Source organism: Aquimarina gracilis (genome assembly GCF_035285365.1).
Taxonomy (GTDB): domain Bacteria; phylum Bacteroidota; class Bacteroidia; order Flavobacteriales; family Flavobacteriaceae; genus Aquimarina; species Aquimarina gracilis.
In genome coordinates this window covers 577,687-593,268 of sequence record NZ_JAYKLX010000001.1, presented here as the reverse complement: position 1 = coordinate 593,268, position 15,582 = coordinate 577,687, and the positions used below count along the sequence as shown (strand labels likewise).

General features: G+C 34.2%; 18 protein-coding genes. 15 read left to right on the top strand and 3 right to left on the bottom strand.

Going from position 1 to position 15,582, the window contains the following annotated elements; translation table 11 throughout:
- Positions 1-16: 16 nt before the first annotated feature.
- The 4 genes from U6A24_RS02475 to U6A24_RS02460 all read left to right on the top strand — a co-directional run bounded on the left by U6A24_RS02475 (position 17) and on the right by U6A24_RS02460 (position 4,120).
- A complete protein-coding gene (locus tag U6A24_RS02475; protein ID WP_324178352.1) occupies positions 17-1,063 on the top strand; it encodes a hypothetical protein in 1,047 nt (348 codons plus the stop codon).
- A gap of 385 nt (positions 1,064-1,448) precedes the next feature.
- Positions 1,449-2,372 (top strand): phosphate/phosphite/phosphonate ABC transporter substrate-binding protein, encoded by a 924-nt coding sequence (locus tag U6A24_RS02470; protein ID WP_324178351.1) that lies wholly within the window; start codon positions 1,449-1,451, stop codon positions 2,370-2,372.
- A 211-nt stretch (positions 2,373-2,583) separates the two neighbouring features.
- Positions 2,584-3,267: a TlpA family protein disulfide reductase gene (locus U6A24_RS02465; RefSeq protein WP_324178350.1), complete on the top strand. Its 684-nt coding sequence runs from the start codon at positions 2,584-2,586 to the stop codon at positions 3,265-3,267.
- 298 nt (positions 3,268-3,565) lie between these two features.
- Positions 3,566-4,120, top strand: coding sequence for a hypothetical protein (locus U6A24_RS02460; protein ID WP_324178349.1), 555 nt, complete (start codon positions 3,566-3,568; stop codon positions 4,118-4,120).
- 57 nt (positions 4,121-4,177) lie between these two features.
- Here U6A24_RS02460 and U6A24_RS02455 read toward each other — a convergent pair whose 3' ends face one another.
- Entirely contained in the window at positions 4,178-4,369 is a 192-nt protein-coding gene (locus tag U6A24_RS02455) for a hypothetical protein (RefSeq protein ID WP_324178348.1), read from the bottom strand.
- 344 nt (positions 4,370-4,713) lie between these two features.
- On the opposite strand from U6A24_RS02455, the gene folE reads away from it, so the two are divergent.
- The 10 genes from folE (at position 4,714) to U6A24_RS02405 (ending at position 13,684) form a co-directional block, all read left to right on the top strand.
- The gene (gene folE / locus U6A24_RS02450) at positions 4,714-5,391 is read left to right on the top strand and encodes a GTP cyclohydrolase I FolE (RefSeq protein WP_407653995.1); all 678 of its coding nucleotides are present in this window, start codon (positions 4,714-4,716) and stop codon (positions 5,389-5,391) included.
- A 29-nt stretch (positions 5,392-5,420) separates the two neighbouring features.
- A complete protein-coding gene (locus tag U6A24_RS02445; protein ID WP_324178347.1) occupies positions 5,421-5,591 on the top strand; it encodes a Lacal_2735 family protein in 171 nt (56 codons plus the stop codon).
- A 35-nt stretch (positions 5,592-5,626) separates the two neighbouring features.
- Positions 5,627-6,424 carry an SGNH/GDSL hydrolase family protein gene (locus tag U6A24_RS02440; protein ID WP_324178346.1) on the top strand — a complete coding sequence of 266 codons (798 nt, stop codon included), beginning with the start codon at positions 5,627-5,629 and terminating at the stop codon, positions 6,422-6,424.
- A gap of 1 nt (position 6,425) precedes the next feature.
- Positions 6,426-6,839 carry a hypothetical protein gene (locus U6A24_RS02435; RefSeq protein ID WP_324178345.1) on the top strand — a complete coding sequence of 138 codons (414 nt, stop codon included), beginning with the start codon at positions 6,426-6,428 and terminating at the stop codon, positions 6,837-6,839.
- A gap of 30 nt (positions 6,840-6,869) precedes the next feature.
- A complete protein-coding gene (locus tag U6A24_RS02430; protein ID WP_324178344.1) occupies positions 6,870-7,895 on the top strand; it encodes a ligase-associated DNA damage response exonuclease in 1,026 nt (341 codons plus the stop codon).
- Complete coding sequence (locus U6A24_RS02425) at positions 7,892-9,520, top strand: ATP-dependent DNA ligase (protein WP_324178343.1); 1,629 nt, start codon at positions 7,892-7,894, stop codon at positions 9,518-9,520. Before U6A24_RS02430 ends, U6A24_RS02425 begins: the two co-directional genes overlap by 4 nt.
- Positions 9,513-11,975: a ligase-associated DNA damage response DEXH box helicase gene (locus tag U6A24_RS02420; protein ID WP_324178342.1), complete on the top strand. Its 2,463-nt coding sequence runs from the start codon at positions 9,513-9,515 to the stop codon at positions 11,973-11,975. The genes U6A24_RS02425 and U6A24_RS02420 overlap by 8 nt, the downstream gene beginning before the upstream one ends.
- Before the next feature lie 40 nt (positions 11,976-12,015).
- Complete coding sequence (pdeM, locus tag U6A24_RS02415) at positions 12,016-12,654, top strand: ligase-associated DNA damage response endonuclease PdeM (RefSeq protein ID WP_324178341.1); 639 nt, start codon at positions 12,016-12,018, stop codon at positions 12,652-12,654.
- A 30-nt stretch (positions 12,655-12,684) separates the two neighbouring features.
- Positions 12,685-13,083 (top strand): DUF2452 domain-containing protein, encoded by a 399-nt coding sequence (locus tag U6A24_RS02410; protein ID WP_324178340.1) that lies wholly within the window; start codon positions 12,685-12,687, stop codon positions 13,081-13,083.
- A 64-nt stretch (positions 13,084-13,147) separates the two neighbouring features.
- A complete protein-coding gene (locus U6A24_RS02405; RefSeq protein ID WP_324178339.1) occupies positions 13,148-13,684 on the top strand; it encodes a pyridoxamine 5'-phosphate oxidase family protein in 537 nt (178 codons plus the stop codon).
- Positions 13,685-13,710: 26 nt separating this feature from the next.
- Here U6A24_RS02405 and U6A24_RS02400 read toward each other — a convergent pair whose 3' ends face one another.
- The gene (locus tag U6A24_RS02400; RefSeq protein WP_324178338.1) at positions 13,711-14,256 is read right to left on the bottom strand and encodes a hypothetical protein; all 546 of its coding nucleotides are present in this window, start codon (positions 14,254-14,256) and stop codon (positions 13,711-13,713) included.
- A 59-nt stretch (positions 14,257-14,315) separates the two neighbouring features.
- A complete protein-coding gene (locus tag U6A24_RS02395; protein WP_324178337.1) occupies positions 14,316-14,702 on the bottom strand; it encodes a hypothetical protein in 387 nt (128 codons plus the stop codon).
- A 243-nt stretch (positions 14,703-14,945) separates the two neighbouring features.
- Here U6A24_RS02395 and U6A24_RS02390 point away from each other — a divergent pair, with 243 nt between their 5' ends.
- Positions 14,946-15,530: a HupE/UreJ family protein gene (locus tag U6A24_RS02390; protein WP_324178336.1), complete on the top strand. Its 585-nt coding sequence runs from the start codon at positions 14,946-14,948 to the stop codon at positions 15,528-15,530.
- Positions 15,531-15,582: the final 52 nt, after the last annotated feature.

Sequence of the window (15,582 nt, the reverse complement as noted above, 5' to 3'; positions counted from 1 at the left end):
ATAAAAAATAGAAAAGATGATAAATTTTGATGAATTAGAAATTAGTGGTGAAGGCGATGATACGTTCTTGACATCAGAAAAATGGAATGGCTTATTGAGAGATGTAAGAAGTTTTTTTGATGCAGAAAATGATATTAATCTCGGGGATCATAAGCTATCCTTAGGATCTGGTCTTGCCGATACAAAACTTGCTCTTTATAAAGGGGGTACCGTTTATGGATTGGGGATACAATCAAATCGATTTACCTTTAATTTAGGACATAATGGGGCAAAATATGCCTTTTATAATAAAGATTCGGATCCTAAGACTGAGATTTTTACTATTGAAGGCGAAGGTAACATTGGTATAGGAGATTCAAATCCAAACCATAAATTGTCATTGGGTACAGATTCTGCAGATGTTAAAATTGCTCTTTATGAAAACGGAGGAAATGTATATGGGCTTGGATATAATAGCAGTAAGCTTACTTTTAATATAGGATCTAGTGGGGGGCGTTATGCTTTTTATAATGATAATAATGGTACTTCAAGAAAAGAAATTTTTACAATCAAAGGAAATGGTCATGTTGGTATTAATCATACAAACCCAGGTGTACCTTTGGAAGTTAAAGGAAGAATCTTCGGGGACAACATAGGTGCATTAGATTTTATGGATACTCCCCATATAAAAACAAAAAAAGTACAGTCGCACAATAATATTCTTCAGATTAATCCTGAAGGAAATCCAGTTCAAATAGGTAGGAATAGAGAGGAACTAGCTCTGGATATTAGAGGGCATGTAAGAGTATTGGGGGAAACTCCAATACAAATTCATAGAATTACTGGAGTCCAATCAGGGGTAGATAAATTGATAAAACATGGTACAAAATCATTTAATGATAGTGAATATAATGCCTGTGTTGTAGGTTATAAATCCAGTATTCATAATGGAGAAATTAGTGTTCTTAGAATAAAAAGAAAAAGTGGCAAGTATTATATAGAGTCAGTTTATGGTGGTAACCATACTATAGATGTCGATGTAATGATAACAAGATTTGGGATAAGTTTTGCCACGGGAAACTAACAAATTTAAAGAATTAAATAGTTCAGTTTTTGTTTGATTAAGTTGATCAAAAAGGAATCGGCTGGGTGACGGGGTTAATATTTTATAATTAAGTTGATTAATGTGAATCTTGTTTACATAGTCCCCGGCTGGTAACCTTTTTGTAATCCAATTTCAAGAAGCATATCCAAAAGGAATGTTTAGAAAATATTGATTACCCCTTTTTTTCCTACTTATCTTTCAGAAAACAAGAAAAGAGGAATAGAGTTTCCCCAAGTTTTATCCCCTGGCCTCTGAATATCTTTAAGATAGTACTCCCATAACATTATCCAATAAGATACCACGGGCCAGAAGGGAAAAATTTGTATAAGGATTAATTCTAAATCAAAAATTAAAAAAGGAAAAAATGAGATATCGGATACATCTTCAAGTTTTAAAAACTAAAATGCACATAATTTTTATAATAATTTCTTTACTGCTGGCAAGATGCTATAAATCTAACAATAACTCCATAAAATTGGCAACGTATCAATATGCGACAAATGATCGAGTTAATAATTTAGAGCCATTATCTGTTGAGATGGAAAATACTTTAAATAGAAAAGTTACAATACATAGTTATCCCACTGTTGATTCTTTGATCAAAGGTATTACTGCAAATGAAGTAGATGTTGCCTTTATCAATACCCTAGGATACTTAACACTTTTTCAGGAAAAACAAATTATGAAACCTGTAGCTTCTTTTAAAATAAAAGAAGATGCTATAAATAACTATAAATCAGTTTTATTAAGTAATAACGATAGTATTACTAGACTAGTTGATATTATTGATAACGCAAAAAACCTTTCAATCTCTTTAGTAAAGAAAGGGTCAACATCTGGAAATTTTATTCCTAGAGTTCTATTTAAATCACTTCATCTAAAATCACTGGAAGAAGAGTTTAAGTCTGTTTCTTATGCAGGTAATCATACTGCAAATTTTGAAAAATTGCTCGAAAAGAAGGTGGATCTATGCACCATTGGAAGTAATGAATATTTCAAGCAAATTGAAAATGATTCAACTTTGAAGCACCAAGTAAAACTTGTTTGGATTTCAGGGGAAATTCCTTTAGGTCCAGTTTTGGTAAATAATAATCTTGAAGAAATTGAAAAGGAAAAAATAACCAGAACTTTATTACAGCTTCATTATAATAATGTAAAGGCATTTGAAAGAATAAAATCTGGTTGGTCTGAAGCAAAGCAGGCAGATCGTTTTCATCATGTTTCTCAAGAATACTATAATGCTTTTTTTGCCCAATTTAATATAGGTAATGATCAAGAAGTTTTTTGATATTATAATACACCAGTATATTCGTTTTGCGATACGTGTTTTTACATTATTATTAGTAAAATAACTCGTAAGCTTAAAAAGCTATCCTCAACATACTTGTTCTTTGTATCACAATAAAAATCATTCTAATTGACACCTTTTTACATGCTTAGTTTCTAAAAAGCATAACAGATTGGTTATAATTTTTAGTTAACATATAAATCTAATTTTTATGAAAGCAGTTTTTCAAACATTAATACTTCTATCAATATTAATAGTAAATGCTCAAAAAAGTGATGATTCAAATATCGTCTACAAAAATAAAAATGGTGAAATTATGACCAAAGAAGCTGTAGAAAAACTTTTTAAGAGCGGCCCTGTTAATATGAAAACCATCTCTAAAGAAAATGGTGAAAAGGAAGTTACACTTTCAAGAACAGATATAGAAGAGCAAAAAAAACTACTTAAATCAAGGAATGAGACTATAAAAAAGCTTTACTATACAGTTTTTCCAGATTTTGATTTGGTTACTACCGCAGGATTGAGATTAAATCAAAGAAATCTAAAAGGTAAGATTACGGTAGTAAATTTTTGGTTTACTACCTGCGGCCCGTGTGTTAAAGAAATACCTTCTTTAAATTACTTGATGCAAAAATATAAAGATGAACCAATAGAGTTTTTGGCATTTACATTTAATAAAAATAACGAAGTACGGAAGTTTTTAAAAGAGAATGACTTTAGTTATAAACAACTGCCAGATGCAAGAAAAATCATTAAAGAATTAAAAATTACTATTTATCCAACCCATATGGTTCTAGACAAAAATGGAATAATTCAAGAAGTCATACTGGGATGGAAAGAAGATGTTGACAAAAAAAATACGGCGACAATAGAACATATAAAGAAGGAACACTAAAATTAATCGATTTTGTCCTTTAACTAAACAAAGCCAAACATTTTAGCTTTGTTTTGATAATAAAATATTTAGATACATACAGGAATAGCAAATTTCAAGCGATTTTTGGTCTTAAGTTACCACCTGGATAAAGCCCAACATAGATCAAGTCATTTTTTAGTATTGTTATTGTACCAAAACACATTTGTCTTTCTAAAATAATTTATGAAACATATTTACTTGGTTTTATTTTTCAACTATTTGGGATTTTTTTAGACAAGCAAGCAATTAATCTATCAATAATTTAATTTTAATTATCATGAAAATTACGAGAATCATTTTTTTAATCATCATTACATTATTCATTTTAGCTTGTAATAATGATAACGACTATTCCGATCTATCAGAGTCAGAAACTATACTTTTGAAAGTCATCGGACGTGGCACGGTATTAGGTCAACCTAAAACTATTGTACACCCAAAGACAGAAGAAGAATTAGAGGCCAATTGCTTTTTAATGGATTTGGTAGACCCCGATACCGAAGAGATAATAGGGACTCTTCAAGATTGTGTGCTAAGCATGCTGGTGCCCAGTGATGGGACCATAACATCAGAAGTCATTACTTCCATAAACATTAACCAACGAGGAACTATTCAAGCAGAGAATTTAGTATTTCATGAAGTACGATCTCCAATATTAGAATTTAATTTTGATACCTCATTTACGCCAACCGAAAATAATGTTATGAGCACAACTTTGGAATTTGAAGGTATGAAAGGAAAAGTTTCTTTGGAAGGAGAGGCAAATCTTTCACAATTACAAGAGGGTATAATTACTTTTAATAATCTTTTCACAATTGAACTCGAGAAATAATAAATAACGAGACTGGGTTATCCAGTCTCGTTAATTTGTAATTTAAAGATTTCTCCCTTAGAAGAAAAGACACCCCCCGTTACCTCCAACTCCAGTACATCTACCAATAGCACAAAATTCGCCTCCAGGATTTTGATTACAACACTTACGACCTCTTTGAATACATCCATAACCAGCAGCTCCTGCAATGTTTTGTTGTTCTTTTTTACTCAGGTTTTTCACACCTTTTAAATCTAAAATACTTTTCATTTGTAAATATTTATAGTTAATAAATTGTGTAAAGGGTTTTCCTTTACAATCGTGAAGTTATATCATCAGGTTTCATCAAGGTCTCAAAAATGGATGTTTCTTATAAATTAATACCATTATCTTATAATATGATACTAATGTTACACTTACTCTTTGCAAATGCTTTTTTTAAAGGGACACTGGATATTAAAATCTCCATTTTTTATTGAATATGTATAATCAATTAATCTTATAGTGCTATGTTAATTTTTGTTTAATGAATTAAATAAATAGTTAAACAATTTTGTAGCTTTGAATTGAAAGAAATTAAAATTGCTATGGAAATTGAAAATGAAACGCAAATAATGATTAACGGAAATACCCCCGAATTAAATGGATTTACTTATGATGAGATAGGAGACGATCATATGTCTACAGGCGTCGATACACCTATGAAACAAAATGCTTTCGATATGTCTGATGACGATAAAAAGATTCGCATCGCCGAATTATTTGCAGAAATTATGGACGTTATGGGGCTGGATTTAACAGATGATTCCTTAAGAGGTACTCCGAATCGTGTTGCAAAAATGTATATCGATGAAATCTTTTCTGGGTTAAATCCAAAAAATAAACCCAAAGTCGCATTGTTTGATAATAAGTATCAATACAATCAAATGCTTGTTGAGAAAAATATCACGTTCTATTCTAATTGTGAACATCATTTTGTTCCTATTATTGGTAAAGCTCATGTAGCCTACATTTCTTCGGGAAAAGTAATAGGACTATCCAAGCTTAACAGAATAGTACAATACTTCGCAAAACGCCCGCAGGTGCAAGAGCGATTAACGAATCAAATAGCTTTAGAATTGAAGAAAATCTTAAATACCGATGACATTGCTGTAATTATTGATGCCAAACATTTATGTGTATCATCAAGAGGGATAAAAGATGACACCTCTGCAACAGTTACTACATATTATGGAGGTGCTTTTAATAGCCCAGATAAAATAGCCGAATTACAAAACTATATTACTCAGTAAACTGTCTTTAATTTTTTAATTAGAAAATTATGTTTGGATTATTCAAAAAGAAAAGTGAAGTAGAAGTGCTTCAAAAAAAATATGAAAAAGTAATGGGTCAGTGGCATAAACTATCCACTGTCAATAGGGCAGAAAGTGATAAAAAATATGCCGAAGCCGAAGAAATTCTAAGAAAAATAGAAGCTATTAAAGCGAAATAATTCAGAACTTTAGGTTCCTATAAATTAATAGTTTTATGAACTTCAAGTATTTTCTCGGGGCCTTAATTTCGGTTCCTCTATTACCAGTCATGTATTTTCAAGGGGTGCAAATTCGGAAAAATGTCCCCATTCTGCCCGAAGCGAAAGGAACTGAAGGCTTAAATCTGCAGAGTTCTCAAAAAAAACTTAGAATACTTTTTATTGGCGAAAGTACTATTGCAGGAGTAGGTGTCAAGACGCACCAAGAGGGGTTTGCAGGCACATTGGCAAACGAGTTGGAAACAAAACTTGATGTAAAAATTGAGTGGAAGGTTTATGCAAAAAGTGGGTATACTGCCAAAAATGTTACCAGAAAAATCATTCCGAAGATAAAAGAAAATGAAGTCGATGTCATAATAATTGGTTTGGGAGGTAATGATACTTTTACGTTGAACACACCATGGAAATGGAAAAATGACATTCGTGATTTGATTAAAACGTTGCAATCCAGATTTAAAAACGTAAGTATTATCTTTACCAATATGCCTCCTATTAAAGAGTTTCCGGCTTTTACAAAGCTAACAAAATTTGTACTCGGAAATTTGGTAGAGATTTTAGGAGAAGAACTTGAAGGAGTAGTTTCTAATTTTGAAAATGTTTTCTATTACTCTCAGACAATTACTATAGAAAATTGGATCAAAAAAATGAACATTGATGCAAAACCCCAGGATTTTTTCAGTGATGGTGTCCATCCTTCGAAGCTTACCTATCAAACCTGGGCAAAAGACTTTTCTAACTTTATATTGCATGATATAGCGATTAAAGGGAATCTTGAACAACGAATAAAGATATGAAATGAGTATCCAGCTGGCCAGTTTAGTTTTTGATTTTGGAATGGTTGTACTAATTTGGATTGTGCAATTGGTTGTTTATCCTGGTCTTAAGTTTTATCAAAAGAATGATTTAATACAATGGCATAAAAGATATATTATCAAGATTGCATATGTGGTAATGCCTTTAATGATAGGGCAGTTAAGCTTGGCAATTGTTAAAGTGTTTACAATGTTTAGTCCGGATCATCTGATTATTTTGGCTTTAATTACATTCGTTTGGATTTCGACATTTTTCCAGTTTTTGCCAATGCATAATCAAATTTCATTTGGGGATTCAGATGATTTAATTTTAGATCAATTAATCCGAAAAAACTGGTTTAGAACTGTTTTACTAATCTTGGTTTTTTTAGGAAATCTTTATGGCTTTATAGGTTGACCTACTTAATTAATTTCTTTAAAATTAAAAATGAAAACTCCACTTCTTGTATTTAATACAAAGGGTATATACTGTCAAGCGGCAGATGTATACATTGATCCATGGAAAAGAGTGAATAATGCCATTATTACCCATGGGCATGCAGACCATAGCCGATGGGGGCATAAAAAATACATTACTCATCATACCAACATTCCAATAATCAAACATAGGTTGGGAGACATCAATGTAACCGGAAAAGAATATGGAGAAACTTTTATGATCAATAATGTAAAATTCTCATTGCACCCCGCGGGTCATATTGTAGGAAGTTCGCAAGTTAGAGTAGAACATAAAGGCGAAGTATGGGTGTTTACTGGGGATTACAAAATTGAGAATGATGGTATTTCGATTCCCTATGAGTCAGTTAAGTGCCATACTTTTATTACCGAATGTACATTTGGATTACCTGCATTTCGATGGGTACCTCAAGATGAGGTTTTCTATGATATCAATTCCTGGTGGGCCTCAAATCAGGTCGAGGGTAAAACGTCAATTTTGTTTGGTTATTCGCTGGGTAAAGCACAACGATTAATAAAACACCTTGATACTTCAATTGGTAAAATATATACACATGGAGCGGTAGAAAATATGAACAATGTAATTCGGTCAATAATAAATCTACCCAAAACAACATTGATTACAAAGGATACATCAAAAGAAGAACTCAAGGGTAATATTGTTGTGGCGCCCCCAAGTGCTCATGGTACTACTTGGATACGTAAAATGGTTCCTTTCGAAACTGCTTCAGCCAGTGGTTGGATGACTTTTCGCGGTGCTCGTCGTAGAAGAGCCATAGATAAAGGTTTTGTATTGTCTGATCATTGTGATTGGCAAGGGTTACTTTCGGCCATAAAAGATACCGGGGCCGAAAAGATTATAAGCACACACGGTTATACTGAAATATTTTCAAGATACTTAAGAGAAATAGGTTATGATGCCCGAACCGAAAAGACGCAATATGAAGGAGAATTAAACGAATTGGATACTAGTAAGGAAAGCGAGGTGAGTACTTGAAGCGATTCGCAGATTTGATCAAGAAATTAGATAGCACCAACAAAACCAACGTTAAGGTCGATGCATTGGCTTCTTATTTTCAAGAAGCTCCCGATACCGATAAAGTTTGGACCATTGCAATACTCTCACATCGTCGTCCACCAAGGCCAGTAAATACAACATTACTTCGTACATGGGCTTCCGAGCTGTCGAATATTCCCCTCTGGCTGTTCGAAGAATCATATCATATTGTTGGGGATTTGGCAGAAACTATTGCTTTGGTAGTGCCAACTTCAGAAAAAAAGACAGAAAAAAGTCTAACACAATTCTTACAAGAAATAATAACCCTTAAAAAGAAAGCCGAAACAGAAAAAAAAGAATATTTACTTGAAAATCTTAAAGAGCTTAATTACTATGAAAGATTTGTATTTACCAAGTTGATTACCGGTGGTTTCAGGATTGGGGTAAGTCAAAAGTTGATGACCAGGGCTTTATCCAAAGCTACTCAAATAGATGAAGATGTTTTGGCTTATAAATTAATGGGGAATTGGGATCCCAATACGATTTCTTTTCATGACTTGATAATTGAAGAAAAAGCTTCCGATTTTTTATCCAAACCCTATCCTTTTTACCTTGCTTATGCTGTAGAAAATGAAATTTCAGCATTGGGAAATGTAAATGATTGGAGTGTAGAACATAAATGGGATGGTATAAGAGCCCAGGTGATCGTTCGGGAAGGTAATTTGTTTGTTTGGAGCCGTGGAGAAGAGCTGGTGACCGATAAATATCCAGAATTTTATCAATTTGTAGATCAAATAGCGAATGGTACCGTGATCGATGGCGAAATTTTACCCTTTCCCAATGGAGAAATAGGTACTTTTAATGATTTGCAAACCCGAATAGGAAGAAAAACAATCTCAAAAGCATTACTTACCAAAACTCCCGTAATTTTAAAAGCATATGATGTATTAGAATGGGATGGAAGGGACGTTAGAAATTTGCCCTACGATAAAAGACGAGAATTACTTGAGAAGTTATATGAAAATTATCTTTTAAATCGGATAGCATCCGACAATACTACGCTTCAGTTATCAGAAAAATTCTATTTCAATTCCTGGACAGAAGCAGAAAATGAAAGAGCCAAGTCTAGAGAGCATCGCAGTGAAGGCTTGATGCTGAAACGAAAGGATTCAGCGTATCAAGTTGGACGTAAAAAAGGAGATTGGTGGAAATGGAAAGTAGATCCCTTAACTATAGATGCTGTCCTTACCTATGCCATGCGAGGACATGGGCGCCGATCAAATTTATTTACAGATTACACCTTTGCACTTTGGGATCAGGGACAAAAAGAATTGGTGACTTTTGCCAAGGCATATTCTGGATTAACCGATGAAGAATTTCGGCAAGTAGACGCTTGGATCAAAAAAAATACAATAGAACGTTTTGGTCCCGTGCGTAGTGTTACTCCAGAATTGGTTTTTGAAATTGCTTTTGAAGGCATTGCCCTTTCCAAAAGGCATAAAAGTGGTATTGCTACGCGATTTCCAAGGATTTTGAGATGGCGACAAGATAAAAAAATACAAGACGCAAATACTTTAGAAGATTTAAAAGCAATGATTCCTTCAAAAGATAAAGGGAATGAATAGAAAAGAACTTCAACAAATAGCAATGGGTTGGTTTGAACAGCAAGGCTGGGCTCCTTTTCCGTTTCAGAAACAAACATGGATCGCTTTTTTACAAGGAAAACATGGATTGCTTAATGCTCCAACAGGAAGCGGAAAAACCTATGCCCTTTGGGTGGCTATTGTTCTAGAATACATCAAAAGAAATCCTGAATATTCTACCAAACATAAAAAAGGATTAAAAGCTGTTTGGATAACCCCTCTTAAAGCGCTTTCTGTAGAGATTAAACAAGCTGCCGAGCGTTTTGTAGAGGGCATTGGAGTACCACTTACCGTGGGAATACGAACTGGTGATACAGATCAAAAAGAACGAGCGACCCAAAAACGAAAAATGCCCGATTTGTTGATTACCACACCAGAGAGTCTTCACCTTCTGTTATCTTCAAAAGGATATGATGAGGTATTCCAAGATGTTTTTGCTATTGTAGTTGATGAATGGCATGAACTTTTGGGTAGTAAGCGAGGTGTCCAGATGGAACTTGCGCTATCCAGATTAAAAACAGTGTCGCCAAGATTACGAATTTGGGGAATTTCGGCAACCATCGGTAATTTGGATCAGGCTCGAGAAGTGCTTTTAGGACCAAATTCGAATACTTTGCAAAATTCGGTATTGATAAAAGCCAATATCAATAAAAAGATCAAGGTAAAATCAATTCTGCCCGAGGCTATGGAAACCTTCCCGTGGCGCGGTCATTTGGGCCTGCATTTGTTGGATGAGGCGATTCCGATAATCAAAAATAGTCGATCCACCTTGCTTTTTACTAATACCAGAGCACAATGCGAAATTTGGTTTCAGAAAATCTTAGAAAAATACCCCGAATTTGCAGGTGAAATTGCTATGCATCATGGTAGTATAAATAAAGAAACTCGACTTTGGGTAGAACACGCTATTCGTGATGAAACGCTAAAAGCAGTCGTATGCACTTCGAGCCTTGATCTGGGAGTCGATTTTGCACCTGTAGAAACAATTATTCAGATTGGAGGCCCTAAAGGGGTTGCCCGTTTTATGCAACGTGCAGGGCGCAGTGGCCACCAACCAGGTAAAGAAAGTGTAATCTATTTTCTACCTACGCATGCCATCGAACTTATAGAAGCTTCAGCACTGCAAAAGGCAGTTCTAAAAAATGAGATCGAAGACAGAATACCTTATCTTAATTGCTTTGATGTTTTGGTGCAATATCTTACCACTTTGGCGGTGTCCAATGGCTTTTATCCAGAAGAAATACTTCCCGAAGTGCAAAGTACTTTTTGTTTTCAAACATTGACCCGCGAACAATCTCAATGGGTGCTTAATTTTATCACTATTGGGGCGCAAAGTTTGCAGTCGTATGATGAATATAAAAAGGTAGAAATTGAGGCCGATGGAAGATTTAAAGTGAATAGCAGGGCCGTAGCTATGAGGCATCGACTTCAAATAGGGACCATTGTAAGTGATGCAATTATGACGGTAAAATACCTCAAAGGGGGATATTTGGGATCTATTGAAGAATGGTTTATCTCAAAATTAAAACCTGGAGACGTATTTACATTTGCTGGGCGAAATCTTGAGCTTTTTAAAGTAAAGAACATGCAGGTTTTGGTTAGAAAATCAAATAAAAAAACCGCAAAAGTACCAAGTTGGATGGGTGGCCGAATGAGCTTCTCTTCAGAAATGAGTGAGTTACTGCGTGAAGAATTATATATGGCCAATGCAAAGACAGGGAAATCAAAAGAATTAAAGGCCTTATCACCTATTTTTGATCGTCAACAAGCAGAAAGTATCATCCCCGGGCCCAAGGAATTTTTGATTGAAACATTTAAAACTCGAGAAGGGTATCATGCCATTTTTTATCCTTTTGAAGGACGATTTGTGCATGAAGCGCTAGGAAGTTTATTGGCGTATCGTATAAGCTTGCTATCGCCGATTACTTTTTCACTGGCTTTTAATGATTATGGATTTGAACTGCTATCCGATCAGGAAATTGATATGCAACAAGTTTTGGATAATGATCTTTTTACCACGCAATTTTTGCATAGCGATCTGCGTAAAAGTCTTAACGCTACAGAAATGGCCAAAAGAAAATTTCGCGATGTTGCAGTTATTTCTGGACTTGTATTTACTGGATATCCCGACAAAATGCTTAAAAGCAAACACCTGCAGTCGAGTTCGCAGTTGTTCTTTAATGTTTTTAGGGATTATGAACCCGATAACTTACTGTTTCAACAAGCTTTTACCGAAACTTTTGAACATCAGTTAGAGGAGGGAAGATTGCAAAAAGCCTTGCAACGCATTGAAAATCAAAACATAATTTGGAAACCCTGCAAGAAACCCACTCCCTTTTCTTTTCCGATTATAACCGATCGATTACGAGAAAAACTTTCATCAGAAAAATTGGCAGATCGTATAAAAAAAATGACCACACAATTAGAAAAACCTTAGTTTTAAGTATATTGCAAGGACAGATTTACATCTGAGGGGGGTGAAAACAAAAATAATTAAAAATCATAGACAGACCTTTGAGCTGCATCCGAGTGGTGCTGCATATTGGCATGAATTTAACATGCTTTTAATTGCAGATGTACACCTGGGTAAGGTGACGCATTTCAGAAAACACGGAAGTGCTGTACCTCAATCTGCAATACAACACAATTTTGACCAATTAAATACAGTACTTCAACATTTTCAACCTGAAGTATTGTGTTTTTTGGGAGATTTGTTTCATAGTTACTTGAATAGTGAATGGATTATATTTGCAGAATGGGCCAACAAGATAGAGTCCAAAATTATATTGGTGAGTGGTAACCACGATATCATTTCACCCATTAAATATGAAGAATTAGATATTCATGTTACCGATGCGTGGAAATTAGGATCCATATACCTTACGCATGAGCCCAAAACCGAAGAAAACTTCTTTAATGTTTCGGGGCATGTACATCCCGGGGTTCGATTACGCGGGACTGCAAAACAATCACTTAGTATTCCCTGTTTTCTTAAAAAACCCAACCAAATGATTTTGCCTTCTTTCGGTACATTTACAGGTAAACATATTGTTACTCCCACCGAAAATGATCAGATTTTTGCAATTGCCCATGATGAAGTAATTGAAATAATATAATGTCGTAACTTTATTGAAAAAGACAATTTGATGAAAAAGAAAAAACCAGATCATATTGTGTACGATGAAGATAACGAAAGGTACGATGCGGGTTTAAAACCTTATGCTACAGATTTGGGCGCTCCTGCAATTACGACAAATGATACTGCCGCGTGGAAAAATGCTAATATTAATAAAGTAAATAAACAGATTAAGGCAAAGTATGAAGAATTAAAGGCAGAATACGATGCTTTGATCACCAAATTTGAATACAACAATCTGGTGTATAGTGCCAAATTTAATTTTGAGCCTGTAGTGGGAGAGGTTTATCATCTATATAAGAATAAAGAAGAAAGACCTTTTCTATCAATAATTGCACCTACCGAATGCTCCTTTGAACATTTGGGAAGTTTTCGGCTTAATGCAGAAAAAATGTGGGAGAGTTTATGATAAGATTTTCAAACTCCTAAATTATTCTCATTAATTTAATGCGGTCAAACCAAAATCAAGACACATGGCAAAAATAGTTACTGAAATTAGTGATGAGTTAAAAACATTTATTGCCGAACAAAAAATTTTCTTTGTGGGCACCGCAGCCGAAGAGGGTAGAGTGAATGTTTCACCAAAAGGAATGGACACGTTGCGTGTTTTGAGTTCTAATAAAGTGATATGGCTCAATCTTACTGGAAGCGGAAACGAAACCGCAGCGCATTTACTAAAAAAGAACAGAATCACCATCATGTTTTGTGCTTTTGAAGGAAAGCCAATGATTTTACGTCTTTACGGAACTGCAAATATATACCATGATAGAGATAAAAAATATCATGAATATATTGATCTCTTTCCTAAAATTGTTGGAGCAAGGCAAATCATAGAATTTGAGGTAGATACAGTACAGACTTCTTGTGGATATGCCGTGCCTTTAATGGAGTTTAAAGAAGAGCGCGGTGTTCTTAAGTCTTGGGCCGAAAAACAAGGCGAAGAACGACTTAAAGAATATCGTAAAGAAAAAAATAGTCTCAGTATCGATAATTTTGAAACGGGAATTTAAAAAACCAGGGTTGTTTTATTCTAGTTTTACAAAGAAACGCCAACCAAAACTCCAATTCCAACACCACCTAAAGCAAAAAGTACTTTTTCAAATGCACTTTTCCTGCGTTGACGCTTGGTGTTTTTTTCGATTAATTCTAAGCTATTATTCGCTTTTTCAAGACTATTTATTGTATAGTCTAAGGCGCGTTGCGTGTTTGATAATGTGGCTTGAGTTCTCTTGTAGATCTCCAAATCGAGACTGTCTGAAGCTTTAAAATTAATTTTCAATTTGCGCTCGAGATCAATGTTTCGACTTAATGTTTTGGTATATTTTTCAATTAAATCTTTGGTCATTTTATCCTGATTAAGCGTGCTAAGGTAGACCTCTCTAATTGCCGAAAAAGATTTCTTATTAATAAGATAAATATCTGGGGTTCGAAATATATATAAACTGTCCTTTTTTACTGTAGGAGCCTCTCCTTCATAATCTGCAAATGATGCCGGGATTTCAATAATTTTTAATGAATCAAGATCCTGGCTATATGTGTACGAAATAATAAAGGTTAAAAAAAAGAAAAAATATTTTTTCATAATGTTTCAATTGAGATTGAATTATAATTTACTAATTGAGAATTTAAAGATTTTGAAACCTATTTATTTACCCCCAAAGCCTTACCCGCTATTAATCGATCTTCGATCAATTGCTTCTTATTTAATCGTATAGAATCTTTGATGCGTTGTAGCTCATCCCAGTCTTTGGCATTTTTTCTTCTGAAATCCAGGATTAGCGAATCGCGTTCATGAATGAGGATGTCTTTTCTGATTTTCATTTTTTCGAATTCCTCCTTAGATTTTTTTAACTCGGCTTGCGTGTTTTTTAAGGTCTCTTCAGATTCATTTAATTTTTCCTTGGTTTCATTTATTTGTTGTTGAACCACTTTCCAATTGGACCCGGAACTAAAGCTCATATATCCAATTATAACCAAAAATAAAAGAGCCACAATCTGTAAGATTGTATTGGTGTTGATGTTTTTCATTGGTCGTTTTTTGCGTTAAGACTTTGTTTAAAAGCTGGTCAATGCTAGATGATGAGTAAAAGTAAGTATTTTATTTTTTTTCTGGGCAGGGAATAAACCCCTAATCCATGTAATTTCAGTATTTATTGGTCTAGAGTTCGAATCAAATGTTATAATTTATTAAACTTGTGATAAGATTTTTCATCAATTTTATTGTTGTAGGATTTAATTGTACATTAGACCCAACCTCAAAAACCCTAAAATATGTCAGAATTTTGGCTTTATGTAAAGCTTGGCTTTGGTCATGTGTTGGATTGGACCGCCTATGATCACATCTTATTTTTAATTGTCCTCACAGTAGGATATACTTTCGATAATTGGAAACGAATATTGATACTGGTAACCTTGTTCACATTGGGACATACCATCTCATTGTTTCTTGCCGCCTATAATATCGTTTCGGTAAATTCAAGGTTGATCGAATTTTTAATACCTCTTACCATTCTTGCCACAGCAGTTTTTAACCTGTTAACATCTAAAGGTAGTTCTAGAAGCGGCCGAATTGGAGTTTTATATGGCACAACAATCTTTTTTGGATTAATCCATGGATTGGGGTTTTCAAGTTATTTTAATGCTATTAGCAGTAATGTTAGTTCCAAAATTTTACCATTAATAGAATTTGCTTTGGGTATCGAACTTGCACAGATTATCGTAGTTGTTATTGTGGTGCTTTTAAGTTTTGTGGTACAAACATTTTTCAGGTTTTCAAAACGAGATTGGATACTTGTAGTTTCTTCGATTGTTATCGGAATGGTGATCCCTATGTTAATAGCAAATAAAATTTGGTAATTATCTGGTATTTTCAGTTGTATTTGCCACATGGTAATAATATATTCGTACT

What these genes read in the sequence shown, in the direction of transcription:
- U6A24_RS02475 (WP_324178352.1), top strand. Translation starts at nt 17, where the DNA reads ATGATAAATTTTGATGAATTAGAAATTAGTGGTGAAGGCGATGATACG.
- U6A24_RS02470 (WP_324178351.1), top strand. Translation starts at nt 1,449, where the DNA reads ATGAGATATCGGATACATCTTCAAGTTTTAAAAACTAAAATGCACATA.
- U6A24_RS02465 (WP_324178350.1), top strand. Translation starts at nt 2,584, where the DNA reads ATGAAAGCAGTTTTTCAAACATTAATACTTCTATCAATATTAATAGTA.
- U6A24_RS02460 (WP_324178349.1), top strand. Translation starts at nt 3,566, where the DNA reads ATGAAAATTACGAGAATCATTTTTTTAATCATCATTACATTATTCATT.
- U6A24_RS02455 (WP_324178348.1), bottom strand. Translation starts at nt 4,369, where the DNA reads ATGAAAAGTATTTTAGATTTAAAAGGTGTGAAAAACCTGAGTAAAAAA.
- folE (WP_407653995.1), top strand. Translation starts at nt 4,714, where the DNA reads ATGATTAACGGAAATACCCCCGAATTAAATGGATTTACTTATGATGAG.
- U6A24_RS02445 (WP_324178347.1), top strand. Translation starts at nt 5,421, where the DNA reads ATGTTTGGATTATTCAAAAAGAAAAGTGAAGTAGAAGTGCTTCAAAAA.
- U6A24_RS02440 (WP_324178346.1), top strand. Translation starts at nt 5,627, where the DNA reads ATGAACTTCAAGTATTTTCTCGGGGCCTTAATTTCGGTTCCTCTATTA.
- U6A24_RS02435 (WP_324178345.1), top strand. Translation starts at nt 6,426, where the DNA reads ATGAGTATCCAGCTGGCCAGTTTAGTTTTTGATTTTGGAATGGTTGTA.
- U6A24_RS02430 (WP_324178344.1), top strand. Translation starts at nt 6,870, where the DNA reads ATGAAAACTCCACTTCTTGTATTTAATACAAAGGGTATATACTGTCAA.
- U6A24_RS02420 (WP_324178342.1), top strand. Translation starts at nt 9,513, where the DNA reads ATGAATAGAAAAGAACTTCAACAAATAGCAATGGGTTGGTTTGAACAG.
- U6A24_RS02410 (WP_324178340.1), top strand. Translation starts at nt 12,685, where the DNA reads ATGAAAAAGAAAAAACCAGATCATATTGTGTACGATGAAGATAACGAA.
- U6A24_RS02405 (WP_324178339.1), top strand. Translation starts at nt 13,148, where the DNA reads ATGGCAAAAATAGTTACTGAAATTAGTGATGAGTTAAAAACATTTATT.
- U6A24_RS02400 (WP_324178338.1), bottom strand. Translation starts at nt 14,256, where the DNA reads ATGAAAAAATATTTTTTCTTTTTTTTAACCTTTATTATTTCGTACACA.
- U6A24_RS02395 (WP_324178337.1), bottom strand. Translation starts at nt 14,702, where the DNA reads ATGAAAAACATCAACACCAATACAATCTTACAGATTGTGGCTCTTTTA.
- U6A24_RS02390 (WP_324178336.1), top strand. Translation starts at nt 14,946, where the DNA reads ATGTCAGAATTTTGGCTTTATGTAAAGCTTGGCTTTGGTCATGTGTTG.